22 protein-coding genes and 1 riboswitch are annotated in these 26,015 nt (G+C 59.6%); of the genes, 9 read left to right on the forward strand and 13 right to left on the reverse strand.

Features of this window, described 5'->3' with window-relative positions:
* Positions 1-187 precede the first annotated feature (187 nt).
* The gene (gene lhgD, locus ETC27_RS14875) at positions 188-1,390 is read left to right on the forward strand and encodes an L-2-hydroxyglutarate dehydrogenase (protein ID WP_136255792.1); all 1,203 of its coding nucleotides are present in this window, start codon (positions 188-190) and stop codon (positions 1,388-1,390) included.
* Positions 1,391-1,543: 153 nt separating this feature from the next.
* Here the strand turns inward: lhgD and ETC27_RS14880 are convergent, their stop codons facing one another.
* Both ETC27_RS14880 and rarD read right to left on the reverse strand, forming a co-directional pair.
* Positions 1,544-3,256: a SulP family inorganic anion transporter gene (locus ETC27_RS14880; protein WP_136255793.1), complete on the reverse strand. Its 1,713-nt coding sequence runs from the start codon at positions 3,254-3,256 to the stop codon at positions 1,544-1,546.
* 6 nt (positions 3,257-3,262) lie between these two features.
* Positions 3,263-4,195: an EamA family transporter RarD gene (rarD, locus tag ETC27_RS14885; protein ID WP_136255794.1), complete on the reverse strand. Its 933-nt coding sequence runs from the start codon at positions 4,193-4,195 to the stop codon at positions 3,263-3,265.
* 159 nt (positions 4,196-4,354) lie between these two features.
* On the opposite strand from rarD, the gene ETC27_RS14890 reads away from it, so the two are divergent.
* Entirely contained in the window at positions 4,355-5,158 is an 804-nt protein-coding gene (locus ETC27_RS14890; RefSeq protein WP_136255795.1) for an amidohydrolase, read from the forward strand.
* Entirely contained in the window at positions 5,158-5,859 is a 702-nt protein-coding gene (locus ETC27_RS14895; protein ID WP_136255796.1) for a pseudouridine synthase, read from the forward strand. Before ETC27_RS14890 ends, ETC27_RS14895 begins: the two co-directional genes overlap by 1 nt.
* Positions 5,860-6,058: 199 nt before the next feature.
* Here the strand turns inward: ETC27_RS14895 and ETC27_RS14900 are convergent, their stop codons facing one another.
* Positions 6,059-6,646, reverse strand: a complete 588-nt coding sequence (locus ETC27_RS14900; protein ID WP_136255797.1) for an outer membrane beta-barrel protein — start codon at positions 6,644-6,646, stop codon at positions 6,059-6,061.
* 95 nt (positions 6,647-6,741) lie between these two features.
* The gene (locus ETC27_RS14905) at positions 6,742-7,167 is read right to left on the reverse strand and encodes a hypothetical protein (protein WP_205742749.1); all 426 of its coding nucleotides are present in this window, start codon (positions 7,165-7,167) and stop codon (positions 6,742-6,744) included.
* A gap of 258 nt (positions 7,168-7,425) precedes the next feature.
* Between ETC27_RS14905 and pyrC the strand changes: the two genes are divergently transcribed.
* Positions 7,426-8,466 (forward strand): dihydroorotase, encoded by a 1,041-nt coding sequence (gene pyrC, locus ETC27_RS14910; RefSeq protein ID WP_136255798.1) that lies wholly within the window; start codon positions 7,426-7,428, stop codon positions 8,464-8,466.
* Between the two features lie 32 nt (positions 8,467-8,498).
* A complete protein-coding gene (gene hrpB, locus ETC27_RS14915) occupies positions 8,499-10,943 on the forward strand; it encodes an ATP-dependent helicase HrpB (protein WP_136255799.1) in 2,445 nt (814 codons plus the stop codon).
* Between the two features lie 8 nt (positions 10,944-10,951).
* Here hrpB and ETC27_RS14920 read toward each other — a convergent pair whose 3' ends face one another.
* Positions 10,952-12,268, reverse strand: a complete 1,317-nt coding sequence (locus ETC27_RS14920) for a pyridoxal phosphate-dependent aminotransferase (protein ID WP_136255800.1) — start codon at positions 12,266-12,268, stop codon at positions 10,952-10,954.
* Positions 12,269-12,509: 241 nt separating this feature from the next.
* Here ETC27_RS14920 and ETC27_RS14925 point away from each other — a divergent pair, with 241 nt between their 5' ends.
* The 4 genes from ETC27_RS14925 to ETC27_RS14940 all read left to right on the forward strand — a co-directional run bounded on the left by ETC27_RS14925 (position 12,510) and on the right by ETC27_RS14940 (position 16,569).
* A complete protein-coding gene (locus ETC27_RS14925) occupies positions 12,510-13,301 on the forward strand; it encodes a ZIP family metal transporter (protein WP_205742750.1) in 792 nt (263 codons plus the stop codon).
* A 211-nt stretch (positions 13,302-13,512) separates the two neighbouring features.
* On the forward strand, positions 13,513-13,716 hold the full coding sequence (locus ETC27_RS14930; RefSeq protein WP_092523673.1) for a cold-shock protein: 204 nt from the start codon (positions 13,513-13,515) through the stop codon (positions 13,714-13,716).
* Between the two features lie 364 nt (positions 13,717-14,080).
* A complete protein-coding gene (locus ETC27_RS14935; RefSeq protein ID WP_136255801.1) occupies positions 14,081-15,427 on the forward strand; it encodes a UDP-glucose dehydrogenase family protein in 1,347 nt (448 codons plus the stop codon).
* A complete protein-coding gene (locus ETC27_RS14940; RefSeq protein ID WP_240724937.1) occupies positions 15,424-16,569 on the forward strand; it encodes a glycosyltransferase in 1,146 nt (381 codons plus the stop codon). Before ETC27_RS14935 ends, ETC27_RS14940 begins: the two co-directional genes overlap by 4 nt.
* A 157-nt stretch (positions 16,570-16,726) precedes the next feature.
* Here ETC27_RS14940 and ETC27_RS14945 read toward each other — a convergent pair whose 3' ends face one another.
* The 8 genes from ETC27_RS14945 to ETC27_RS14980 form a co-directional block, all read right to left on the reverse strand.
* Entirely contained in the window at positions 16,727-17,197 is a 471-nt protein-coding gene (locus ETC27_RS14945; protein WP_240724938.1) for a DUF4399 domain-containing protein, read from the reverse strand.
* A gap of 43 nt (positions 17,198-17,240) precedes the next feature.
* Positions 17,241-17,885, reverse strand: a complete 645-nt coding sequence (thiE, locus tag ETC27_RS14950) for a thiamine phosphate synthase (RefSeq protein ID WP_136255802.1) — start codon at positions 17,883-17,885, stop codon at positions 17,241-17,243.
* Positions 17,878-18,690: a hydroxyethylthiazole kinase gene (thiM, locus tag ETC27_RS14955; protein WP_240724939.1), complete on the reverse strand. Its 813-nt coding sequence runs from the start codon at positions 18,688-18,690 to the stop codon at positions 17,878-17,880. Before thiM ends, thiE begins: the two co-directional genes overlap by 8 nt.
* 41 nt (positions 18,691-18,731) lie before the next feature.
* Positions 18,732-18,827: riboswitch (TPP riboswitch) on the reverse strand.
* Positions 18,828-18,878: 51 nt separating this feature from the next.
* Positions 18,879-20,483, reverse strand: coding sequence for an ABC transporter ATP-binding protein (locus ETC27_RS14960; RefSeq protein WP_136255841.1), 1,605 nt, complete (start codon positions 20,481-20,483; stop codon positions 18,879-18,881).
* A gap of 1 nt (position 20,484) precedes the next feature.
* Positions 20,485-21,585: an ABC transporter permease gene (locus ETC27_RS14965; RefSeq protein WP_136255803.1), complete on the reverse strand. Its 1,101-nt coding sequence runs from the start codon at positions 21,583-21,585 to the stop codon at positions 20,485-20,487.
* Positions 21,585-22,655 (reverse strand): microcin C ABC transporter permease YejB, encoded by a 1,071-nt coding sequence (locus ETC27_RS14970; protein WP_136255804.1) that lies wholly within the window; start codon positions 22,653-22,655, stop codon positions 21,585-21,587. Before ETC27_RS14970 ends, ETC27_RS14965 begins: the two co-directional genes overlap by 1 nt.
* A 183-nt stretch (positions 22,656-22,838) precedes the next feature.
* The gene (locus ETC27_RS14975; protein WP_136255842.1) at positions 22,839-24,635 is read right to left on the reverse strand and encodes an extracellular solute-binding protein; all 1,797 of its coding nucleotides are present in this window, start codon (positions 24,633-24,635) and stop codon (positions 22,839-22,841) included.
* Positions 24,636-24,839: 204 nt separating this feature from the next.
* Entirely contained in the window at positions 24,840-25,982 is a 1,143-nt protein-coding gene (locus ETC27_RS14980; protein WP_240724941.1) for a transglycosylase SLT domain-containing protein, read from the reverse strand.
* Positions 25,983-26,015 lie beyond the last annotated feature (33 nt).

Consider the following 26,015-nt stretch of genomic DNA (forward strand, 5'->3'; position numbering starts at 1 on the left):
GGTGATGATAATCGCCACATGATACCCAATACGATGGGAATGGGCATATCGTCTCGGATAGGCCTCAAGGATGCCTTGTTGATCACCTACGCCAAGACGCTATATTCGCCATGGCAGGGTTAGGTATCGTTTGAAACGCGGCAGGCAGGTGGCAACCACGACATCTACCAACAGCGAGGCGATGCGGATGTACGATTTCATCATTCTGGGCGGGGGCATTCTGGGGATGTCCACTGCCATGCAGTTGGCCAAGGCCTATCCCGCTAGCCGTCTGCTGGTCGTCGAGAAGGAAGCGGGTTGCGCCAGGCATCAGACCGGGCACAACAGCGGCGTGATCCATGCAGGTGTCTACTACACACCAGGTAGTCTGAAAGCGCGCTTCTGCCTCGAGGGTAATCGTGCTACCAAAGCCTTCTGTGAAGCGCAGGCAATCCGTTATGACGAATGCGGCAAGCTGCTGGTGGCCACGAATGCTCTTGAAATGGCGCGTATGCAGGCACTCTGGGAGCGCACCGCAGCCAACGGTTTGGAGCGGGAGTGGCTCGACGCCGATGCATTACGCGAAAGGGAGCCCAATATCACCGGCATGGGGGGCATCTTCGTACCCTCCAGCGGCATCGTTGATTACGCCGAAGTGACGCGGGCCATGGCCCGCGAGATTGAGCGCATGGGAGGCGAGGTTCGGTATTCCACTGAAGTGGTGGGTATACAGGAGCGCTTTCGTGAGGTGGTGGTCGAAACACCCGGTGGCGATATCCACGCCAAGTTCTTGGTGACCTGCTCCGGGCTGATGGCCGACAGAGTGGTGCAGATGCTTGGCCAGGCACCTGACTTCATCATCTGCCCATTTCGCGGCGAGTACTATCGACTGCCGGAGAAGCACCGTCAGATCGTCAGTCACCTGATCTACCCGATTCCCGATCCCGCCATGCCGTTTCTGGGCGTGCATTTGACCCGCATGATCGACGGCAGTGTCACCGTGGGGCCGAATGCCGTGCTGGCGCTAAAGCGCGAGGGCTATCGCAAGACCGATGTGTCACTGGCTGACATGGGACAGATGTTGAGTCACCCGGGGATCCTCAAGGTGCTCAAGGCTAACCTGCGCCCAGGATTGATCGAGATGAAGAACTCACTCTTTAAGCGCGGCTACCTCAATGAGATTCGCAAGTATTGCCCAAGCCTTTCTATCGATGATCTCGAGCCTTATCCGGCCGGTGTGCGGGCTCAGGCAGTATCTCGTGAAGGCAAGCTGATCGATGATTTTCTGTTTGTCGATACCCGGCTGACGGTCAACGTCTGCAACGCGCCGTCGCCGGCCGCCACATCGGCGATACCGATTGGTGCCCACATTGTAGCGCGAGTCAAAGAGCGTCTGGCGGATATGAGTTGAGCCATGAGGGTCAGGTCGATGGCGCTGGCGCGCCTTGAAGGCCTGCATTGATAGTGAGAGGCATGGCCTTTTAGCTGGTTCTTACTCTTGGCGTGATTGATAGTCATCCCGCCGCCTAACAGCCGGCGCTTTTATGAACGCAGGGCGAGGCAGTCATTCAGGATGATTACGAAGCTCGCACCAGGCGGCATAGGTACTAAGGAAGACTCGGCCTGAGAGGTTATCCAGTAGGTCGCTTTGCTTGAGCTTGTCCATCACTGGTCCCTTGACCTCGGCCAGATGCAGAGTGACCTCGGAATCCTTCAAGCGTTCGTTGATGGCGTCGATACTCTCGAGGGCAGAGGCGTCTATCAGGTTGACGGCTGAGCAGATCAGCACCACATGCTCGACTTCCGGCCGACTGGCGATCAAGGCATAGACAGTGTCCTCAAGGTAGCGTGCATTGGCGAAGTAGAGGCTCTCGTCGATGCGCAGCAAGGCCACATGGCTTTCGCTTTCAACGTCATGGCGGGTCATGTTACGGAAATGCTCGGTTCCCGGTACTCGTCCTACCAGAGCGCTGTGCGGGCGGCTGGTGCGATACAGGAAGAGCCCGATCGAAAGTGTTACCCCGGCGATAATGCCTGCTTCTACGCCCTCGACCAGGGTCAGAAGAATGGTCGCTGCCATGGCGCTGAAGTCGCTGCGTGAGTAGCGCCACGTCTGGCGGATCATCTTCACATCAACAAGGGTCAGAATGGATACCGTGATAGTCGCGGCGAGGCTGGCGACTGGCAGATGGTAAAGCAGCGGTGTTAGCGCCACGGTCACCAGGGCGATGCCGATGGCCGCGATAGTGCCGGCGGCAGGTGTCTGGGCGCCGGCATCAAAGTTGATCACGGTGCGCGAGAGTCCGCCAGTGACCGGCATGCCCGCCGAAACGGCGGCGGCAATATTGGCCGTGCCCAAACCGATCAGTTCCTGATTAGGCGATATGCGCTGGCGGCGCTTGGCCGCCAGCATCTGCCCCATCGAAACGGACTCCACGAATCCCACCACGCTAAGCAATAGGGCCGGCACCAATAGTTCATGCCATAGAGAAAAGTCGAAGCCCGGTAGCGTGAGTGGTGGTAGCCCCTTGGGAATATCACCGACGACAGCGACGCCCTGGTTAGCGAGATCGAAGTGCCAGGTCACCAGGGTCGTGATGATCACGGCAAAGACCGGTCCCGCCTTGGCAAGCAGGTCTGCGACCCCGGCCGGCAGGCCGATAGCACGCAGGCTCTGCCGGCCCCAGCGACGCATCAGCACCAGAAAGGCGAGGCTGCCTACCCCGATGGCAAGCGTTGTGGCATGCGTATTAGGCAAGCCCGACATTAGGCCCGGCAACAACTCTATGACGTTAAAGCCGGATGCCGAGATACCGAGCAGGTTGGCGGCCTGGCTGGTTGCAATCAATAGCCCGGAGGCGGTAAGGAAGCCGGAGATCACCGGGTGGCTCAGGAAGTTGGCGAAAAATCCAAGCTTGAAGATGCCCATCAACGTAAGCATCAACCCTGATAGCAGGGCAAGTACCATGGCTGCCTGCAAATACGCCTGACTGCCCACCACCGCGATGGGTGCCAGGGCGGCGCCGGTCATCAGGGCGAGAATAGCGACGGGGCCTACCGCAAGGGTGCGGCTGGTTCCGAACAGGGTATAGGCCAGCAGTGGCAGGATACTGGCATAAAGCCCGACCACCGGCGGCAAGCCTGCGATAATCGCATAGGCCAGTGATTGGGGAATGACCATGATGCTGACGATCACACCCGCCATGAGATCGGCCGCAAACAGACGACTCGTATAATGTGGTAGCCAAGTCAGTATGGGCAGGTAGCGCTTGAACATGTGGCTCTACTTGTGGCTCGAAGCGGGGGCGGGGCTGGTGCGTGCGCGAGATGACCACGCTGACCAAGAGTATAACGCAAGGCCTACCCAGATCAGCAGGAAGCTCGCCAGTTGCTGTGGCGCCAGGGGTTCATGGAACACCAGCAGGGCGATGCCAAACTGGATGCTTGGATTGATGTACATCAGAAAGCCAAGCGTCGCCAGGCGTAGCCGACGGGCCGCGCCGGCGAAGGCCAGAAGGGGCAGAGCAGTGATGATCCCGCTGGTGATGAGCAACGCGGTGGTGGTCGGGCCTTCCAGGAAGTGACCGCTACCTTGGAGCCCTAGCCAGGAGGCGAAGAGGAGGGCTATCGGGAAAAGCAGTAGCGTCTCGACGAATAGTCCCGAAAGGCCGTCCAGCGGTACTTGTTTGCGCAGTAGGCCATAGGTGCCGAAGGAAAAGGCTAGGACTAACGTGATCCAGGGAAGCTCTCCCAGCCCAATCAATTGAATGGCGATGGCGATGCCGGCCAGTATTACTGCCACCCCCTGCAAGCGGTGCATGCGCTCGCGTAGTATCAGCATGCCTAGCGCCACATTGACCAGGGGCGTCAGGAAATAGCCGAGACTCGCCTGCAGTACCTGCCGACTTTCGACCGCGTAGATATAGATACCCCAGTTCACGGCGATCAGCACCGCGCAGCCCAGTACCCGCCCGAGTCGACTGGGTTCACGCAGAGCGCTAATCACCGCTGACCAGCGCCCCAGGACGCTTACCAGTATCACCAAGAATAGGCATGACCAGATAATACGATGGAGCAGGATCTCGGGGGCTGGCACACCATCGAAGAGGGCAAAGAACAGCGGGAAACAGCCCCACATCACATACGCGCCAAGCCCTAAGGTGACACCCTTGGTGGCCTCTGAATCTCGGGGTGAGGAATTTGCCGACTGTCCCATTGATGCGTCCCTGCCTCGCCGATGAAAAGTACAAAGCTAGCACACCGCCTTCATGAGCCCTAGCCAATGTCGGCAGCGCCAGTTAGGCCAATCGACGACACGATGCGGTCGAGACCGGTAAGATAGGGTGACACTGGGTTGATCAGAGGAGTGTGCGTCATGAGCGATTTAAGAACCACTCTGGTGCAGTGCGATCTGCGCTGGGAAAACCCCCAAGCCAACTGCGAGATGCTCGAGGAGCTGCTCGGTGACCTCGGAGACGCCGAGACGGATCTCATCGTGCTCCCCGAGATGTTCTCGACAGGCTTCACCATGAACTCCCGGGAGATGGCCGAACCCATGGCGCAGAGCAGCACTGTCGCCTGGCTCAGGCAACAGGCCATGTCGCGCGGTTGTGTGGTGACCGGCAGTGTCGCCATCGAAGACGGTGACAACTGTTACAATCGCTTGATCTGGGCACGGCCCGACGGCAGCATCACCCACTATGACAAGCGCCATCTTTTCCGCATGGCCGGTGAGCACGAACGTTATGGTGCCGGTGATGAACGCGTGATTGTCGAGCTCAAAGGGTTTCGGCTATTGCTGTCGGTCTGTTACGACCTGCGATTCCCGGTATGGATGCGTCAGCAACCCCGCGAAGGCGAGCATTTCGAGTATGACGCCATGTTATGTGTCGCCAATTGGCCTGCCCCGCGTCGCCAGCCATGGCGGACCCTGTTGGCTGCCCGTGCGATCGAGAATCTCTGCTACGTGATCGGCGTCAACCGAGTTGGCGAAGATGCCAAGGGTCTTGCCTATGCCGGTGATTCCATGTTGCTGGACTTCAAGGGCGAGCCCCTTGTCGATCCTCCCCGCGATCAAGCTTTCCTTCACACTGCGACTATCGAGCGACAAGCGCTTGAAGATTTTCGCGACAAGTTTCCCGCCTGGCGGGATGCTGATGATTTTGAGGTTTCTCTTTAATGCGTTTGGACAAGTTTCTCAGCGATACCACCGACCTGACTCGTAGCTTGGCCAAAAAGGCCATGCATCGGGAGGAAGTCATGGTCGATGGTGTTGTGGTCAAAAATCCGGCCACTCAGGTCGGCTCACCTAATCGGGTGAGTTGGCTAGGGCAATCGCTTGAATTGGTTGGTACGCGCTACTTGATGCTACATAAGCCCGCTGGTGTCGAATGTAGCGCTCGCCGCGGTCTCTATCCACTGGCTCATGAGCTTATCGAACTGCCCAAGACCGAGCGCCTGAATCCTGTGGGGCGTCTGGATGTCGATACCACAGGCTTGGTGCTGATGACTGACGACGGTCAGTGGTCGCACCGCATCACATCGCCCAAGCGTCGCTGCGAGAAGGTCTATGACGTGAAGCTTGCCGAGCCGCTCGAAGGTGAAGAGGCGCGCCGGGCAATCGAGGCCTTTCGGGAAGGCGTGCTGCTTGATGGTGAAGAGCACCCCACCAAACCTGCCGAACTTGAGATGATTGATGCTCAGCGGGCTCGTCTGGTGCTGGTCGAAGGTAAATATCACCAGGTCAAGCGCATGTTCGCGGCCTTAGGCAATCACGTGACGGATCTGCATCGCTCGTCGATTGGCCCGATAGCGCTGGATGCTGACTTGGCGCCTGGAGAGTGGCGTCATCTCAGCGAAGACGAAGTCGCCGCTTTCTAGACTTTTATACCGTTACCTTCTTCGTTTAATGGCTCATTTCTTCCTGCGTTATGGTCAGCATGGAGGGGTAGTTGATCCGTCAGCTGAAGGAGTTGCCGAGAAGGTAATGTTGGCCAAGAGATCTCTGGGCTTTAGATATGGCACAAGGCCTGGCGATATGGACTGTGCTCAAGCAGGTTTGCTGCGTTCATCTTGACATTCAGAACCGAAAAACCACGGAAGCGGTAGCCACCTTCAAGTGATTGAGGTCATTGGAATCAATGACCTCGTATTCCAGCTGCCCCACAAGTGAGCGATAGAGACGGATGTTGGCGCCCATGCCATATATGGGGGCGGTACCACCGATCGAGCCCGGTGATTCTGTGGAGTTGATGTTGCCCTTCCATTCGGCAAGCCCCGATTTAGCGAACACTCCGACGCGCCCCAGCTTCATGCCTGCAAGCAGGCTACCGTTCATGCTGGTGGTATCCAGAAGGGAAGGAGAGCCTTCCCGGGAGACCGGCACATTGTCACTTTCCAGGTATGCAAGCTCTGCACCGAATTCCAAGTGCGGTAGACGAGAGAAGAAATAGCCCGCCATGACACGGAAGCCGGTCGTTACGCCGTCAGCCAAGTCGACCATGCTGCCGCCAAGACTCAAGCCATTTTCCAGCGCAATACCGCCATCTTGAGTGCCGGTATAGATCGAACCTTCGCCCGATTTCGCAGCAAGCGTCACTGTGCTTGTGACAAGCAATAAAAGCGAGGTCAGGGTGATAAGCAAACGGCTCAACGTGCGGGGCGTCATGTGTAATCCGCCTTTTCATCTACTACCTGGTCGGTATCGATATTTCGATGGCGTCATTCATCGATTTCAAGCTTAGTGCTCTGGATGGGCTTTCGCTATTTTTTGTCACTCAAATTTTTGTCGCCCAAGAGCTTGGCCGTGTTTTTCGCCTTGGTATTGATGCGGCTTCGCAGGGTGAAAAGCAGTGACTTGAAGGCCTGCGTAAGCACAAAAACGACCCAGCCAGCCGACGCCAGGATGTTCACCATCAGCATCTTTTGGCTGCCGTGCAGCGGCATCGTGAGAAGGCCCTCGACCACGACCGCAAAGAACAGCGCCATCAGCAAGGGGAGGGCGAACAGGTGCATCTGCATCTCGGTTCGCCGGCGCCTGACGCGGAAGCGTCTCAAGGTGATCCGCATCGGACGGTGGCCCCAGCTGACCACAAGAACCGTCGCGACCAGGGTCAATGCGCCCACGGTTGGCATCGCCGAATCTTGCCAAATCGAGAAGCTGACCGACCAGGCCAATGCCAGCCACATGGCCCCCTCAAGGGCGGCAATGATATCGGCTGACTGGCGAACCCTAGACATGATGTCTCTCCGTTAATAAAGGCCACTATGATACTTATCCCGGCGGGGCTTGTCGCAAGCTCTTGTTGCCGTATCTCTCGAAGCATCGATGGTGAGGTAAGAGCATAGTCGTGAGCCAAGTCCGTATGTCGATTGATGGCGTAACCGTCACGCGGCGAGATCGAGACGTTATACTAGGCGCCCGCCATCCATCACACAGGAAACGCCGTGAACCAGCTGACCCTCACCACCCCCGACGATTGGCACCTTCACTTGCGCGATGGCGAGCCGCTCGAGGCCGTCTTGCCCTACAGTGCTCGCCAGTTCGCTCGAGCCATCATCATGCCTAACCTGACGCCGCCGGTGACGACCACCGAGCAGGCGCTCGCCTACCGGGAGCGGATTCTGGCTGCGCTTCCCGAAGGCAGTCGCTTCGAGCCCTTGATGGTGCTGTATCTCACCGATAATACGCCGGCTGAGGAAATCGAGCGGGCGGTTGATAGCGGTGTGGTCAAGGCGGTCAAGCTGTACCCCGCCGGGGCCACGACCAACTCGGCCTCAGGCGTGACTGACGTTCGCCATTGCGATGCAGCCATCCAGGCCATGGCGCGCCTAGGGATGCCATTGTTGGTGCATGGCGAGGTGACATCGCCGGAGATCGACATCTTCGATCGCGAGGCGGTGTTCATCGAGCGCGTCATGGCGCCGTTGCTCGAGCGCCACCCGACCCTCAAGGTGGTGTTCGAGCACATCACTACCGCCGATGCGGTGAACTTTGTGAGGCATGCGCCGGATAACGTCGCCGCCACCATCACCGCGCATCATCTTTTGTTCAACCGCAACCACATGCTGGTAGGCGGCATCCGTCCGCACTATTTCTGCCTGCCGGTGTTGAAGCGTGAGACCCATCGGGCGGCCCTGATCGAAGCGGCGACATCCGGGTCTCCCAAGTTTTTCCTGGGGACCGACAGCGCACCCCATGCTCGCGGCGCCAAGGAGAGCGCTTGTGGCTGTGCCGGTGCCTTCACTGCACCTGCCGCCCTGGAACTCTATGCGAGTGCCTTCGAGCAGGCGGGAGCGCTGGATAAGCTCGAAGGCTTTGCCAGCCATTTCGGCCCGGATTTCTATGGACTGCCGCGTAACCAGGGCAGCGTGACGCTGAGCCGTGAGGACTGGCAGCTGCCTGGCGAACTCGAGTATGTCGGCGATGATGTCATCGTGCCGCTGATGGCCGGTGAGACACTTTCCTGGAAGCTGGTCGACGCCTGAGCCATGCGAGCCCTCGATATGGTGTCAACCTTATGACGGGTACGCCCACGCTACCCATCGAGGCTCGCCTGCCGGCCATTCGTCAGGCGCTGGCCGACAACCCCCGCGTGATGCTGGTCGCCGAACCCGGCGCCGGCAAGACCACGCGGGTGCCCCTCGCGCTGCTCGACGAGCCCTGGAGCCGTCAGGGCAAGCTGCTGTTGCTGGAGCCTCGTCGTGTGGCGGCACGGCTCGCCGCACGGCACATGGCCTCGCAACTCGGCGAGTCGCTCGGCGAAACGGTCGGCTACCGCATGCGCGGCGAGAGCCGAGTGGGGCCGAACACCCGCCTCGAGGTTATCACCCAGGGCGTGCTGACGCGCCTTCTGCAGGACGATCCGATGCTTGAGGGCGTGGCCGGGGTCATCTTCGATGAGTTCCATGAACGCAGCCTGGAGGGTGACCTGGGGCTGGCACTGACCCTGGATGCGCAACAGGGACTGCGTGATGATCTGCGCCTGCTGGTGATGTCGGCGACCCTGGATGTGGCGTCGCTCAAGGCAACACTGGGAGAAACGACCCCGCTGATCGACTGCCCCGGCCGCGCCTACCCCGTCACGACCCATCACTGGCCGGTGAATTCGCGCGACGAGGTTTCACGCCAGCAGGCCGCGGTGGTTCGTGAGGCCCTTGCGACCGATGAAGGCGACATTCTTGTCTTCCTGCCCGGGGTCGGTGAGATCCGCCGGCTGGCCCGAGCACTGTCCGGGTTGGCAGATCACGTCGCGGTACTCGAACTGCATGGGCGGTTGCCACTGGCAGAGCAGCAACGCGCGTTGAGCCGGGATGAGCAGGGGCGGCGTCGGGTGGTGCTGTCCACCGCCATTGCCGAGTCCAGCGTGACCGTGGATGGGGTGCGGGTGGTGGTTGATGGTGGCTTCGAGCGTGTGCCGGTTTTTCAGTCACGCCTGGGGCTTTCGCGGCTCGCTACCCAGCGGCTCAACCGGGCCAGCGCCGACCAGCGACGCGGGCGTGCCGGGCGTCAGGGAGCCGGGGTGTGCTATCGGTTATGGGCCGAAGAGCAACCATTGCCGCCTCACGGTGAGCCCGAGATCGTTCAGGCGGACCTGGCGCCGCTGGCCTTCGAGCTGGCACGCTGGGGCGTCAAGGATGCCACGGCTCTTGATTGGGTCACGCCGCCCCCCGCGGGTCCCCTGATCGCAGGGCGTGCCTTGCTCTTGCGTATTGGCGTACTCGATGACGCCCATCAGCTGACCGCATTGGGTCGGGCCTGCATTCGCTGGCCCTGTCACCCGCGGCTGGCGGTGATGCTGGAGCGAGCGGGCGAGTTCGAGGCCAGGGCGCTGGCCTGCTGGCTGGCGGCGTTGCTCGAGTCGCGCGCGGGCGGAGAGGCGCGCGACCTGGCCGTGACGCTGGCGCGCTTGCCCGGTCGCGATGCCCGGGGCGGTGAGGGGCAGTGGTATCGCGATGCCCGGCGCCTGGCGAATATAGCTCAGTGTGGCCTCAAGGTCGGGTCTTTGACGCCGCTCGGTGAATTGCTGGCGCTGGCCTATCCCGAGCGGGTGGCACTCTACCAGTCGCCGGGGCGTTTCAAGCTGGCCGCCGGTAACCTGGCACTGATCGAGACGGATCATCCGCTGGCGCATGCCGAGGCACTGGTCGCAGCCGAGTTGGACGGTCAGGCCCAGGGGGCGAAGATCTATCGTGGCGCAGCCCTCAGCCTGTCGCGTCTCGAAACGCTCTTCCCCCAGACCCGCGAGTTTCGCCCTCGGCTCGAGTGGAGCGAGGAGGAGGGGCGGTTGATCGGCGAGGAGGTGCGCTCGCTCGGTGAGCTGGTGCTGGAGAGCCGGCCTTTGACGACCCTGCCCGCCGAGGCAGTCCGTGAGGCGCTGCTGGCGGCGGTGCGTCGCCGTGGTGCCCTCGCCGTCGACGCGGCGGCCGAGCAGCTGCTGGCGCGCGTGGCGCTGCTGCGTCGGACCCTGGGTGATCCCTGGCCCGACTGGTCGCAGGCGGCCCTGCTCGCCGATCTGGAGACCTGGCTGGCGCCCTATCTCGAGGGCGTACGACGACTCGACAAACTCGACCGCCTGCCCCTGGCGACGATCCTGCTGGATCGGCTCGACTGGCCGCAGCGCCAGGCCCTGGATGAGCTGGCGCCGACCCATCTGGCCGTGCCCAGCGGCTCCAGCATCCGTCTCGACTATACCGGTGCCGAGCCGGTGCTGGCAGTCAAGCTGCAGGAGCTGTTCGGACTCGCCGAGACGCCGCGTATCGCCAGCGGGCGCTTGCCGGTGCTGCTGCACCTGTTGTCGCCCGCCGGGCGGCCCCTGCAGGTCACCAGGGATCTGGCGAGCTTCTGGGCCAACGGCTACTTCGAGGTGCGCAAGGACATGCGTGGACGCTACCCCAAGCATCCCTGGCCCGAAGACCCCTGGGCCGCGCAGGCCACTGCCCGCACCAAGCATAAGTCGCGATAGGCTTTACCTTAGTTGCCTTCGAGCTTCCTGGAAAATTCGGTAAGCGCCTGAATGCCATCCCGTACATTCTCGAGGCCCGGGTGCGCCATCACAGGCCCAGAGGTGGCCAGCAGGGCATCGCCATCGAAGTCCACATACGCCAGGCGCGCCGTCAGCCGTTCGGTCGGGGCACCGAAGGCGGAGCCAGGCAGCAGCGCCACACCGCATTCCTCGAGCAGCGCCTGCGTCAGTTCACTGCCGGTAGTGATGCCACGTTTGGCCAGGGTCTCGCGATGGGCCTCGAAATCCGGATACAGATAGAAGCCCCCGTTGGGTGCATGGGTGCGGATACCCGCGGCAGTGAGCTCCTCGGCGGCCCATTGACCGACCTCGGCGAGAATCTCGCGCTGGCGGTTGATATAGCTGTCCAGCGCTGGCGAACGCTGGTAGGCCACGCAGGCGGCTTCTTGAACGGGGCTTGCAACGCTCGACCAGGTCTCGGAGGCGATGCCGAGCAGTCGGGAAAACAGCGCTTCGCCGAGGGCAGAGGGCACGTGCATGGCTCCGAAGCGCCATCCGCCTGCGCCGCACCACTTTGATAGGCCGGTGGTGGTCACGGTGCCCGCCGGGTAGTCCCGGGCGAAGGCACGGTGGCTGCCGTCATGGTCGAGCACGCCGTAGATCTCGTCGGATAGGACCAGTAGCCCGTGGCGCTGGGCCACCGCCGCGAGCTCCGCCTGCTCGGCATGGCTCATCGACAGGCCGGTAGGGTTGCTAGGCTGGTTGAGGATCAAAAGACGCACCCGGTTGCCCGTCTCGCTGCTATCGGCCAGCGCCGCCTCTAGGGAGGCTGCGGTGACATGCCAGCGGCTCTCGAAGCTGCAGGGCAGGCGCCGGGTGGCGAGATGGCACATGCGTGCCTGAGGAGCGTAGGAGACCCAAGCCGGATCCGGAATCAGCACCTCGGCGTCGGCGGGCAGCGCCTTCATCAGGGCGAACAGCAGTAACTTCGAGCCGGGCGCTAACAGCATTTCATCGGCTTGCCAGTCCACCCCATCGACCTCGCGATGAAAGGAGGCGACCGCTTCCCGAGTCGTGGCCAGCCCCTGTACGGGTAGATAAGCCTTGTCAGCGGCATGGATGGCCAGGGCGTCTACAGCTGGTGCGAAGACCGGGAAGGGCGACTGGCCGAAGCCGAACTTGATCACGCGCTCGCCGCCGGCCTCGCGCAGGCGTGATTGCTCATTGATCAGCAGGGTGTCCGAGGCCCGTGGCGCCTCGCCGGCGTTCAGCCGCTCAGCCAAGGTCGACGTGCTGGCGGATGACGAGTGGGAGGACAAAGGCATAGCGAACTCCTGTGTAATGGTACTTAGGGGATAGGGTTGAAGAAGTAGGGAACTGCACTTGTCCGAAATCGCACCGGTGGTAGCGACATTTTTCTGTCTTACCCTAGCCTAGCTTGGATTGAGTATCAGTTGCTGTCATACCCTTTGGGATAAAGGGTAGGTAGGCTAAAGCGTTGAGGTTGGCCGAGGAGCTCTCGCGCGCCATCACGTCGTCTCCAGAGATAAAGGGAATATCCCACTCATGCCTGATATCAGTAGTCTGTCTCCCCTGATGCTCGGCACGCTTGGCAGTCTGGTCGCAGGCCTGATGACGGCCGTTGGCGCTTTGCCTGTTCTTTTTGGAAAGATTCCCTCACCCAGTATTCGTGATTTGTCGCTGGGATTCGCTGCCGGCGTCATGCTCTCTGCGTCATTTTTCTCCTTGATCATTCCCGCTCTCGACACGGCAGAGGGGCAATACGGGGCAGGCATGATACCGGCTGCCATTGCCTCAGCAGCCATCCTTCTAGGCATTGGTGGCGTGGCGCTTCTCAATGAGTTCTTGCCGCATGAACACTTCGAGACTGGACCAGAGGGGCCTTCAAGTGTCTCGCTGCGGCGGGTCTGGTTATTCATCATGGCGATCACTATCCATAATTTTCCGGAAGGATTGGCAGTAGGCGTCGGTTTTGGATCAGATGGGATGGCAGGCGGGATGCCGCTTGCCGTGGGGATTGGCCTGCAGAACATGCCGGAAGGACTGGCCGTCGCTGTAGCGCTGATGGGTGAGGGATATCGGCGTAGCCAGGCTTGGGGGGTCGCCGCCATGACAGGCTTGGTCGAGTGTCTGGGCGGGCTTATAGGTGCCGGCATAACGACGCTATCGTCACTGCTATTACCTTGGGGGTTGGCTTTTGCTGCAGGGGCCATGCTCTATGTCATCAGTCACGAAATCATTCCCGAGACGCATCGCAATGGTCACCAGAACAAGGCGACCGCCGGGCTGTCTATCGGGTTGGTGATAATGCTTTTCCTGGATGTTTGGTTAGGGTAAACCGTTGGGGTGAACCAGTCGCAAGCAAGACTGGGGTTGACCCAGCTCCGCAAAAGCTTCACAGTGCACACAGTTGGTTAGCAAGTAGTAGAACGTCAGTTGTAAGCGGTCCCCTTTGATCGTGCTGGTGTATTTCTTTCTTGTTTACCCACTGTTTAACGGGTAACACCCGGCAATAGTATCAACGCGCAAAAGCGTAAGGATCGTTAAGATGGCAACTGGCACAGTTAAGTGGTTCAACGACGCAAAAGGCTTCGGCTTCATCGCTCCGTCCGACGGCGGCGACGACGTCTTTGCTCACTTCTCCGAAATCAAAATGGAAGGCTTCAAGTCTCTCCAAGACGGTCAAGAAGTGACTTTCGAAGTAACTCAAGGCCAGAAAGGCCTGCAGGCTTCGAACATCCAGCCGGCGTAACGCTGCTGGGCTTGGTTGAACCAAGCGCTAGAGGCTTAAAGCCTCACTAAACAAGGCCCGCTCAATGCGGGCCTTGTTGTGTCTGGTCGATTTATATCTGCCTATTTGTGTCGTCGCCTCTCCCCGGTAACGCCTTGAGGATCGTTCGGCCAGCCAGAGAGCCTATGTCTATACGGCCCATCCGTGGCTCCATCGCCTTAAAATGCCATTTTGCATGTCTGGCTTGCTGATGCTCTTGGTTGTTCCTTGGCCTTCAGCAATGCAGCCAGTGGGACGCCTAAGGTATCATTCCGGTATCCTCCAGCGCTTAGGCACACTGCCTTTGGTGTGCGGGCTTTCGTTATCTTGAGTTAGGAGTCATTGAATGAAGATCACCATTTTCGGCACAGGATACGTAGGCCTGGTTACCGGCACCTGCCTGGCCGATGTGGGCCATGACGTCATGTGCATGGACGTGGATGCCGACAAGATCGCGCGCCTCCATCAAGGTGACATTCCGATCTATGAGCCCGGTCTTGAGGCGATGGTATCCACCAACGTGGCATCGGGTCGGCTGCGCTTCACCACGGACGCGGCGACGGCTGTGACGCATGGGGAATTGCAGTTCATTGCCGTTGGCACGCCGCCGGACGAAGATGGCAGCGCCGATCTTAAGTATGTGCTGTCGGTGGCCAAGACCATCGGCGAGCACATGAACGAGTCCAAGATCATCATCGATAAGTCCACCGTGCCGGTGGGTACCGCCGACCGTGTCCGTGACGCTGTCGCCCATACCTTGGCTGAGCGAGGCGTGGAGATCGACTTTGATGTCTGCTCGAATCCGGAGTTTCTCAAGGAAGGCGCGGCCATTGAGGACTTCAGCGGCGGCGCCCGCATCGTGGTGGGGACCGACGCCGAACACGTCAAGACGCGGATGCGTGAATGCTACGCTCCCTATAACCGCAACCATGAAAAGATGATATTCATGGATGTGCGGGCCGCCGAACTGACCAAGTACGCCGCCAACGCCATGCTGGCGACCAAGATCAGCTTCATGAATGAGATCGCCAATCTGGCCGAGCGGCTGGGCGCCGATGTCGAGCAGGTACGCCAGGGCATCGGGAGTGACCCGCGGATTGGCTATCACTTCATCTACCCGGGTTGTGGTTACGGCGGCTCCTGCTTCCCCAAGGATGTCCAGGCACTGGCGCGTACCGCCAGTGAAGTCGACTACCCCGCGGATCTTCTCCATGCCGTCGAGACCGTCAACCGTCGCCAGAAGAGCACCCTGTTTGCCAAACTCAATCAGGCCTTTGACGGCGACCTGGCCGGTAAGACCATCGCCTTGTGGGGGCTGTCGTTCAAGCCCAACACCGATGATATGCGCGATGCGCCGAGCCGCGACGTGATGGAAGCGCTGTGGGCTGCCGGTGCCAAGGTACAAGCCTACGACCCGGAGGCGATGAAGGAGTGTCGTCGTATTTACGGTGATCGCGATGACCTGGTGCTGGTTGCCGACCGGATTCAGGCGGTGAAGGGCGCCGATGCGTTGGTGATTTGCACGGAGTGGAAGGAGTTCCGTGTCCTCGATTTCGATTGGCTCAAGGCGCAGCTCGCCATGCCGGTGGTGGTCGATGGTCGCAACCTGTTCTCGCCAAAGGCCGTCAAGGGCGCAGGGTTAATGTACTTCGCTGTTGGGCGCGGTGATTCATTGGCGATCAAAGCAAAATGAGCGCATTGGATAAGGATAAGCCCCTAGCTGCAATTGCCATTCGCCAGGTTGAAAAAAGCACGGGTGCCAGCCGGAATGCCTTTGAGCAAGCCGGGGCCTTGGTCGAACTAGGCTATCGTGTGGTTATTCTTGCTGAACGTGGCAAGCCTGCATTGGCAAATAGCCATGGTGCCGAATTGATACGTTTGTGGCGCTGGCCCTTAAAGGGGCCTTTTCGCAGATTCTGGTTCAATCGATGTGTCCAGGCTTGGTCGCGACGTCATCGTCCAGCACTTTTGATCAGCCATGGTGACTGCGAGACGCAAGATACCGTTTACCTGCATAACTGTGTACATTTGGCCGAGCATTATATTAATGGGCGAGAACTTCCTGCGAAACATGAGGTTGCCTCAATTCATGACCATGTGCTGAATACTGGCAGTTTTCGTCAAGTGGCCGTCAACTCGCGTTTAATGGAGCGAGATCTGATGGAGCGCTATGGTATTGATCCTGCCAAGATAGAAATTAGTTATCCTGGTTATGACCCCGAGCAGTTCAACCTTGAGCGGGCTCGTAACGGACGAACTCGTAAGCGTGATGAGCTTGGCGTTTCCGAGGATGAAAGGTTGATCGGCCTTGTGACGTCGGGGAATTTCGCTAAACGTAATGTCATGGGGTTCATTGCGATGGCCGCTGATCTGGATCGTACTTTTCCGGATCGTTACCGCTTCATGGTGGTCGGTAAAGATGATACGACACCGTATAGTTCCCTTGCTGCATCGGTAGGTATTGCTGATCGAATGATATGGCGAACCACTGTGCCAGATGTCGAAAGCCTTTATGGTGCCTTGGATCTTTTTGTGCTGCCGGCCCACATAGAAGAGTTTGGACGTGTTGTCATTGAAGCCATGGCCTGTGGAACACCGACCTTGGTTTCAGAGCGTGTCGGAGCGTCTGAATTGTTCTCGGCTGAGTATCCCGAGTTGGTCATGGAACACTCTGCTAGCAGCAGCGAGTGGTCGATACGTATGGGGTCTTTGATAGACAAGCCACAGCGTGATTATGCCGATGAGTTACCCCACTATATTCAGCAATTCTCTTACGTTAAACAACGCAAAAAGCTCAAATCTAGTCTGCATCAGTTGGCCGTCCGGCAATCATGAGGACATCCACCGATATATAGTCGGCGAGATGCGACGGGCATAACAGTTGGAAGGCAGGCAGATAAGTAAGGTCTCGACGAAATCACTTACTTTACTTTGAAACAAGCTAGGGGGTAAGGCTCACCAGCAGAGATAGCAATGGTGAGCCTGGAAGGGGTTATTCGACGACGTTTATCGTGATGGTGCGTGACCAGTCTTGCCCATAGGACTTGTGCTCGCCATCGGCGAACTGAAGCGTCAGGGTGTGTTCGCCCGGTTTCAGGCTTAATTCATGGCTGGTTTGACCGCCGCCGAAGTGGATATGGCTATCATCGGCGGGAATGATTTCTCCTTTGGCCACCGGCCCGGCATCAATGATCAGATGATGATGGCCTGTGCCTTCCTTCATGGTGCCCGCAGGCTCGACCTGCATGCCCATGACCTCCATTTCGACCTCTATCGGATTCGATACCTCTGCACCGTCCTCCGGTGCCGCAAAACCGACTCCCTCCATGGCCATGGCCGGCATGGCAAGCACTGTTAGCGCTAGAGCCGTTAACCAGCGGCCGGTACTTTGCGTCAGCATCTTCATATCAATGTCTCCTTGATTCTGTATCCGAACACCTTTTCGTTCACGAGCGCCCATCATGACGTCTCGCTGCGGGATATGACTAGGCCTACCACGACTCAGTTCAGTGTAGTCGTTTCATGCCAAAGGCGCGTGCGGCCGCCTGGGGATCGACTTGACCGCAAATCGCCGAGATCACCGCCAGCCCATCGGCACCCGTTGCCAAAATTGCCTCTGCATGCTCGACCTTCAAACCGCCGATGGCGACCGTTGGCAAGGGGCTGGCCGTGACCAGTTCAGTGAGGCCTTCCACTCCTAGCGGGAGTGCATGATCCTGCTTGCTGGTGGTGGCAAACACCGGGCCAAGGCCGATGTAGTCTAGCTCTTGCTTGTTTAGGGCTCGAAGTTGGGTGCGATTTTCAACTGAGAGTCCCAGGATGGCGTCTGGCCCCAGCTTTCGCCGTGCCTCGGAGACATCGCCGTCTCCCTGGCCGATATGTAAGCCATCCGCCTTGGCGGCGAGGGCGACCTCCAGTCGATCGTTGATGATCAGGGGAACGCCGCTGCCACGAAGTGCCTTCATCAGCGTTTGAGCTTGAGCGATAAGCTCGGTGTCGCTGGCTTCTTTGTCACGCAGCTGGACCATCGTGACGCCACCGCGAACAGCGGCAAGCACCGTGTCTATGATGCCTGTACCGGCACATAGTCTGGTATCGGTGACGAGGTACAAGGACAGATCGAATGACTTGGCTGGGCGACGATCAGGCATCTTCAATGTCCAGATGACGGCCTTCCAGTGCCTGTGCATCAAGTGCATGCAAGGCATCGATGAAGGCCACGGCGAAACTGCCGGGCCCCTTGGCTTCACGGCCCGCCAGTTCCCCAGCTGTGGCATAGCAGCAAAGGGCGGCAACGGTGGCCGTCAAGGTATCCTCGGCAGCGGCGATGAAGGCGGCGACGACACCGGTTAACGAGCACCCCAGGGTCGTGACCTTGGGCATCAGCGGATATCCCCCTTCGACTCTCACCAGGCGTTGGCCATCGGTGACCAGATCCTGTTCGCCGGTGACAGCAACCACCGCGCCTGTGTGGCGGGCCAGTTGAAGGGCTGAGTCAATGGCATCGTCGTAGGCATCGGTACTGTCGACACCGCGTCCGGACTTGCTTTGGCCTGCCAGCGCAATGATTTCAGAGGCATTGCCGCGGATCACGGTCGGTGACAGCTCAAGCAGCTGCTTGGCCGTCTGGCGGCGATAGTGAGTGGCCCCCACGGCGACCGGATCCAGTACCCAGGGTGTGCCGACGGCATTGGCCGCTCTTGCGGCCTCCAGCATGGCGTCGACCCAGTGTGGTGACAGGGTGCCGATGTTGATCGTCAAAGCCTGCGCCAGGCCAGCAAACTCGGCGGCTTCCTCGCGAGCGTGCACCATGGCCGGTGACGCGCCGATGGCCAGCAGCACATTGGCCATGGCATTCATGGCGACGTAGTTGGTGATGTTGTGGATCAGCGGCGCTGTCTCACGAACGCGCATCAGGTGAGGAACGGGGTCGATGCTACTCATTGGGCGGGTCATTGGGCCTCCGTGGCGGAGGCGGCCGTGTGGCAGGCGCAGCAAGCATCTACCACACGACTCCCTCCGCCGGCATTATCCGGATCAGGTTCGAAGGGTGCCTCTCAGCCGGCGACTTGCCGGCGCCCCTGTCGTCAGTACGCTCACTATCTCTGGCGGTAGGTCAGCTGTAAAGCCCGCTCTTCTTCGCCTCAGTCAGTCGCCGGCGCTAGGCCGGCGGCCTCGACAAGTGCTCTGGTGTAGGACGTCTGCGGTGCGCCCAGCACCTGCTCGCTTGTGCCTTCTTCGACTACCTCGCCGTCTTTCATGACCATGACACGATGCGCCATGGTCCGGACCACGGCGAGGTCATGGCTGATGAAGAGATAGCTCAGCCCACGTCTTGCCTGCAAATCCCTAAGCAGCTCGACCAACTGCTTCTGTACGGTACGGTCCAACGCAGAGGTCGGCTCGTCGAGCACGATGAGTTCAGGCTCTAGGATGATGGCTCTCGCCACGGCAATGCGCTGGCGCTGTCCACCGGAGAATTCGTGGGGGTAGCGTGAGGCGCAGTCGCTGGGAAGGCCGACTTCAACTAGCGTCGCCTGTACGCGGCGCTCGATTTCAGCGTCATCGAGATCGGGATGATGAAAGCGAAGGCCTTCACTGATGATCTTGGCGACAGGCAGGCGAGGCGACAGCGAACCGTAAGGGTCCTGGAAGACGATCTGGAAGCGTCGCCGCTGTTGGCGCAGGGTGTTACCGCTGAGCGTATCCAGCCGTTCGCCTGCGAAATCGATCTCCCCGTCGCTTCTGGTCAGGCGCAGCAGTGCCATGGCAAGGGTCGTCTTCCCTGAACCTGATTCGCCGACGATACCCAGTGTCTCACCACGGCGAAGGATCAGGTCGAGGGGCTGCACGGCGACGAAGGGTGGGGGAGTGCGTGAGAACAGGCGCTTGGGTCGTGAGAAGGCGACGCGTAATGACCGGGCGGCCAGCAGCATCGGCGGGGTGTCGAGTGTCAGGGGCCGGCCCCGCGGCTCGGCATCCAGTAACGTGCGGGTATAGTGGCTCTGCGGGTCGCGGAACACGCGCTCCACCGGCCCGGTTTCCTGCTCGCGGCCGTGATAGAGCACGCAGACCCGATCGGCATGGCGACGCACCAGGTTCAGGTCATGGGTGATCAACAGCATGCCCATTCCATGGCGCTCGCGAAGTTCTCTGAGCAGCGCCAGGATATCCTGCTGCACAGTGACGTCGAGCGCCGTGGTGGGCTCATCGGCGATCAAAAGGTCCGGCTCATTGGCGATCGCCATCGCGATCATCACCCGCTGGCGTTGGCCGCCAGATAGCTGGTGGGGCCAGGCATCAAGCAGCTCATCGGGTCGGGGTAATTTGACCTGAACCAGCAGCTCGCGGGCTCTGGCGCGGGCGGCTTTGCCACTAAGCCCCTGATGGAGCCGTAGCGTCTCGCCGATCTGCTTCTCGACGGTATGCAGCGGGTTCAACGAGGTCATGGGCTCCTGAAAGACGAAGCCCACTCTGCTGCCTAGTAGCCCCTGCCAATCCCGGCGTTTAAGCGTTTCCAGGTTGGTCTCACCGAGTTGGCGGCGTCCGCTAACCTGGGCATTGCCTGGCAGCAGGTTCATGGCACCAAGGGCACTGACCGACTTGCCGGAGCCCGACTCGCCGACCAGGGCCAGTGCTTCGCCAGCATGGATATGCAACGAGAGGCCATCGACGACCGTCTCGCCATCGAAGCTGATGGTCAACTCATCCAGGCTCAGCAGTGGGCGGCCGGTATGGGGAGTCTTCATCTCAGGCATCGTCCGTGCTCCTGGCCTCAGTGCGGGTGGCCACCTGTGCCTTGGGGCTGGTCTGAATGTGGCGTGGGTCGAAGGCATCACGTAGCCCTTCGCCGATGAACACCAGCAGCGACAACATCAATGAAAGGCTCACAAAGGCGGTGATGCCGAGCCAGGGGGCTTGAAGGTTGTTCTTGCCCTGTGCGACCAGTTCGCCAAGTGAGGGCGAGCCAGGCGGAAGACCAAATCCCAGAAAATCCAGGGCGGTCAGGGTCGTGATGGCGCCAGTAAACAGAAAGGGGATGAAGGTCAACGTAGCGACCATGGCATTGGGCAGCACATGGCGCCACATGATCAGGTGAGAGGGCAGGCCCATGGCCTTGGCTGCGCGCACGTATTCGAGATTACGTGCGCGCAGGAACTCGGCGCGGACGACGTCAACCAGCCCCAGCCAGGAAAACAGCAGCATGATGCCAAGCAGCCACCACAAGTTGGGTTCGACCAGGCTCGCCAGGATAATCAGCAGGAATAGCACTGGAAGCCCCGACCAGATCTCGATCACCCGCTGGCCGATCAAGTCGACCTTACCGCCGAAGTATCCCTGAATGCCGCCGATAGCCACACCCATTATCAGTGAACCGATGGTCAGCACCAGAGCGAAGATCACCGAGAGCCGGAACCCATAGATCACTCGTGCTAGTACATCGCGACCCTGATCGTCGGTACCCAGCCAGTGACGCCCATCCGGTGAGGAAGGGGCTGGTCGGCTGAGCTCCATGTCCAGCGTCTGGTAGGAGTAAGGGATCGGCGGCCACAGCATCCAGCCTTCAGCTTCGATGGCCTCGCGCACATAGGGGTCGCGATAGTCGGTGGTCGTCGGCAGGAATCCACCGAACTCCGTCTCCGGGTAGTCGACCAAAAGCGGTACATACCAGTCGCCTTGATACTGCATGACCAGGGGCTTGTCATTGGCGATCAGCTCGGCCCCAAGGCTCAAGATGAACAGGCCAAGGAACAACCATAGCGAAATCCGAGCCCGACCGTTGCCATTGAAGACAGCGAGTCGGCGGCGTGTGATAGGTGACAGTGACTGGAACCATCGGGTGCCGATCATCAGGCTTCCCTCGTCGCAAAATCAATGCGGGGATCGACCCACACGTAGGTCAGATCGGATATCAGCTTCAGGATCAGGCCGATCAGGGTGTACAGGTAGAGGGTGCCGAAAATCACCGGATAGTCGCGTTGCATGACGGCTTCGAAGCCGAGAAGGCCAAGCCCGTTGAGGGAGAAGATAACCTCGATCAGCAGTGAGCCCGTGAAGAATATACCGATCAGCGCCGAGGGTAGGCCGGCAATGATAATCAGCATGGCGTTGCGAAAGACGTGACCATAAAGCACTTGGCGGTCGCTCGCGCCCTTGGCTCGCGCGGTGAGTACGTACTGCTTGTGGATCTCGTCGAGAAAACTGTTCTTGGTCAACATGGTCAGCGTGGCAAAACTACCGATCGCGGATGCCAGCACGGGCAATGAGATGTGCCAGAAATAGTCCTTGATCTTGCCCCAGGTGGAAAGCGTGTCGAAATCCGGCGAGGTCAGACCGCGTAACGGGAAGACATCGAAGTAGCTGCCGCCTGCGAACAGTACGATCAGCAGGATCGCGAACAGAAACCCGGGGATTGCATAGCCGACGATCACCAGACCTGAGGTCCAGACATCGAAGGGTGAGCCATGGCGCAAGGCCTTACGCACTCCCAGGGGAATCGATATCAGGTAGACCAGCAGAGTCGTCCAGAGTCCCAGAGAGATCGACACCGGCAACCGCTCGATCATCAGGTCAACGACCGGTCGGTCGCGAAAGAAGCTCTCGCCGAAATCGAAGGTGGCATAGCTCCCGAGCATGTCGAAAAAACGTTCATGGGCCGGTTTGTCGAAGCCAAACTGTTCCTCGAGCTGAGCGATGAAGCGTTCTTCGATGCCTCTCGAGCCGCGGGACTCCCCCTGAACACGATCACCGCCACCGCCCTCGAGCCGCGTGCTGGCTGAGCTGTCCAGCCCCTGGGTCCGTGCGAGCATCTGATCGATGGGGCCGCCAGGCGCGGCTTGAACGATGATGAAGTTGAGCAACAGGATTCCCAGCAGCGTAGGAATCATCAGCAAAAGGCGGCGAAGGACGTAGGCAGGCACGAAGAGTCCTTTTTAGCATTCCAGCAGTAGTTTTAGTGAAAAGGCCCGGGACCTTGATGCAGGGCATATCCGGTCATGTGATGTCGGGTTTCCATGGATCTCGCTTAGGGGGGGAGCAATAGATATTGCAAGCGTCCCACCTTCCCTGATCAGGTGCCGGATCAGGGAGGTGGGGCGCTATTATCAGCGACTCCGCTGGCGCTTCCTGATGTCGGCTGCCCGTTCTGGGTCGACCCACCAGGCGGCCAGATCGAGATTGTACTCTGGAAATGGCTGCGGATAGTCGAACATGTCCCACACGGCGATACGTGTTTTGTCGAGATACCACTGAGGGACGACATAGAACCCATGGCGCAGCACGCGATCCAGGGCGTGGGCAGCGGTGTTGAGCTCGTCGCGGCTATCGGCGCGAATCAGCGTCTCGACCAGTGAATCGATCGCCGGATTTTCCAGGCCAATCAAGTTGCGACTCTGAGGTTTGTGTGCGTAATCACTGGTCCAGTACTCGCGCTGCTCATTGCCTGGGTTGTTGGACTGCGGGAAGCTGCCGACGATCATGTCGTAATCGAAGCTGCGCAGTCGATTTAAATACTGGTTTACATCAACGATGCGAATATCGCCTTGCACGCCGAGGCGGGCCAGATTGCGCAGCAGTGGCTGGACGACACGCTCGAACTGAGTGTCGTAGAGCAGCACTTCTACGCTTAACGGCTTCCCGGTATCAACATGGGTCATCGTCCCATCGCGGACGACATAGCCAGCTTCGTTGAGCAGTTCCAACGCTTTGGCCAGGCGTGGTCGCAGCTTCTCAGGTTCTTCCAGTGGCAGAGGTGTTTCGAAGACGGCAGCGGGGAGCTGGTCGCGAAAGGGCTCAAGCAGGGCAAGCTCTTCTTCTGAAGGCAAGCCGTTGGCCGCCATGGGAGAGTTTTCGAAAAAGCTCTGGCTGCGCTCGTAGGCGCCATAGAAAAGATTGTCGTTGAGCCAGGAAAAATCGAAAGCTAGGTTGATGGCTTCGCGAACGCGGGGATCCTGGAAGGTATCGCGTCTCAGGTTCATCACATAGGCCTGCATCCCGGACGGCTGGCCATCCTGAATCGCCAGTTGCTTGACGAAGCCGTTCTCGGCGGCCGGGAAGTCATAGGCGATAGCCCACTGGCGGGCGCTGGACTCAATGCGCATGTCCAGATTACCGGCCTTGAAGGCCTCCAGTGCCACTGTCTGATCGCGATAGTAGTCATAAACCAGTTCGCCGATATTGTGGCGGCCCTGATTCACTGGCAGGTTCTTGCCCCAATAGTCTTCCACCCGCTCATAGACAATGCGTTGACCGGGCTGTACCTCGCTGATGCGATAAGGGCCTGAGCCGAGAAGTGGGTCCAGCGTGGTAGCGGTAAAGTCGCGATCGGCCCAGTAATGTTCGGGCAGGATCGGCAGTTGGCCGATGATCAGTGGCAGTTCTCGGGAATTATCCGGCGCGAAATCAAAGCGGACGGTGTCTTCATCCAGTGCACGGACGCCGCTGACATCTTCGTAATAAGCCGCATAGAAGGGTTGTCCCTGTTCAGTCAGGGTCTCGAAGCTGAACACCACATCACTGGCCTCGACCGGCTCTCCGTCATGAAAGCGTGCCTCGGGTCTCAGGTCGAACTCGATCCAGCGGCGCTTTGGATCAAGGCGAATGCCCTCAGCGAGGAGGCCGTAACTTGAAAAGGTCTCGTCCGGGTTGCCCTCGAGCAGGGTGTCATATACCTGGTCTAGGCCGGCGGCAGCGGTGCCACGCACGATGAAAGGGTTGGTCGAGTCAAAGCTGCCACCAATGGCTGCCCGTAACAGGCTTCCGCCTTTGGGCGCGTCTGGATTGACGTAGGGGAAATGCTTGAAGTCTGCTGGCAGGGCAGGCGCCCCATAGAGTGCCAAACCATGAACCGTAGTCGCTGGGGTCGATGCTATCGCCATAACCGGTAAGGCCAGGCTCGCCATAGCAACCCAGGAAATAATGAAGCAGCCCCGAGACGTTCGGGCATTAAGGGGGAAGGCAGCAGTGATCATCGGCGACGTCCTTGAATCCTGTCAGGCGGCTCACATCTGGTGATGCGAGCCCAGTCGTTAAAGTGTCAGCCGGCGCGTGACTTGTAAACTCTGCTGCGCGCTATCCACCAAAACGGCCGCGCATCCTTCGGAATGTTAGTTCGAGGCCAGGATTGTCTGGTTGGGGATATACAGTGTCTGTCCGGCGCGGATCATGTCACCACTAAGACCGTTGCGCTGGCGAAGAGATGCCAGGCTTACGTTATGCCGATCGGCAATGGCCGACAGGTTATCGCCACCGCTCACCACGTAACGAACGGTGCCAGTGGAGACGCTATTCAGGTTGGCTAACAGCGTGGCCTTGGCGTCGGCGGGCACAACGATTTCCGGCGTATTGGCTGGATTCAAGAAGCCATCAAGACTCCCTGGGTTTAGGGCTTCAAGACGCTCCGCACTGACATTGGCCATATGGGACAGGCGAGCAAGACTTAGAGGAACCTCGATTTCGACCGCGGCAACGGCAGGGGTGTTGTCGATAGTGGGCAACGACACCTGATAGCGCTCTGGATCATTGATGATGGCCGAAATTGCTAGCAATTTGGGCACATAGTTCATGGTCTCGCCCGGCAAGTCGAGGTTCCAGTAGTCAGATGCTTGCCCTCGGCTCTCTGCGGCACGCTGGGCTCGGTTAACGGTACCAGCGCCTGCGTTGTAGGCGGCAAGCGACAGTTCCATGTCGCCCTCGTACCACTGGTCCGCCTGGCTCTCAAGGTAGTCGAGCGCCGCCTCGGTGGCTGCCACTACGTCCAGTCTACCGTCGTAGCCACGAGTGCGCGTCAGTCCCAGAGCGTCACCGGTGCGCGGCATGAATTGCCATAGCCCAGTGGCGCCGCGATGACTGCGGGCCTGGGTATCGAAGGCGCTCTCAACGAAGGGCAGCAGGGCGATTTCGCCGGGTAGTCCGCGATCTTCGACGCGGCTGATGATCCAGTGCATCCAGGGGCGTGAACGATGGATGATGTCGGCGATGCTTCGAGGGTGTTGCTGATAATGGTCAATCCATTCCTGTACACGAGGTTGATCGACCTGGTCCTGCCAGGCAAAGCGCTCGCGCAGCGTCTCCCAAAGATCCGGTTTCTTGAGTGCTAGCTCGTCCCAGAAATGGCGAGTGGGCTGGTGGTCGTACTGGAAGTTTTGGTGCTCTCCGCTTTCATGGTGATCGTCGCTAGTATCAAGCGTATTGGCTTTGGCCGCGAAGGCAGCAAGAGTCAGGCTACTAATGATGAGCGTACCGGTCATACAAATAATCCGGCGGCGCGCAGTGATGTAAGT

The organism is Onishia niordana, assembly GCF_004798965.1.
Lineage (GTDB): Bacteria > Pseudomonadota > Gammaproteobacteria > Pseudomonadales > Halomonadaceae > Onishia > Onishia niordana.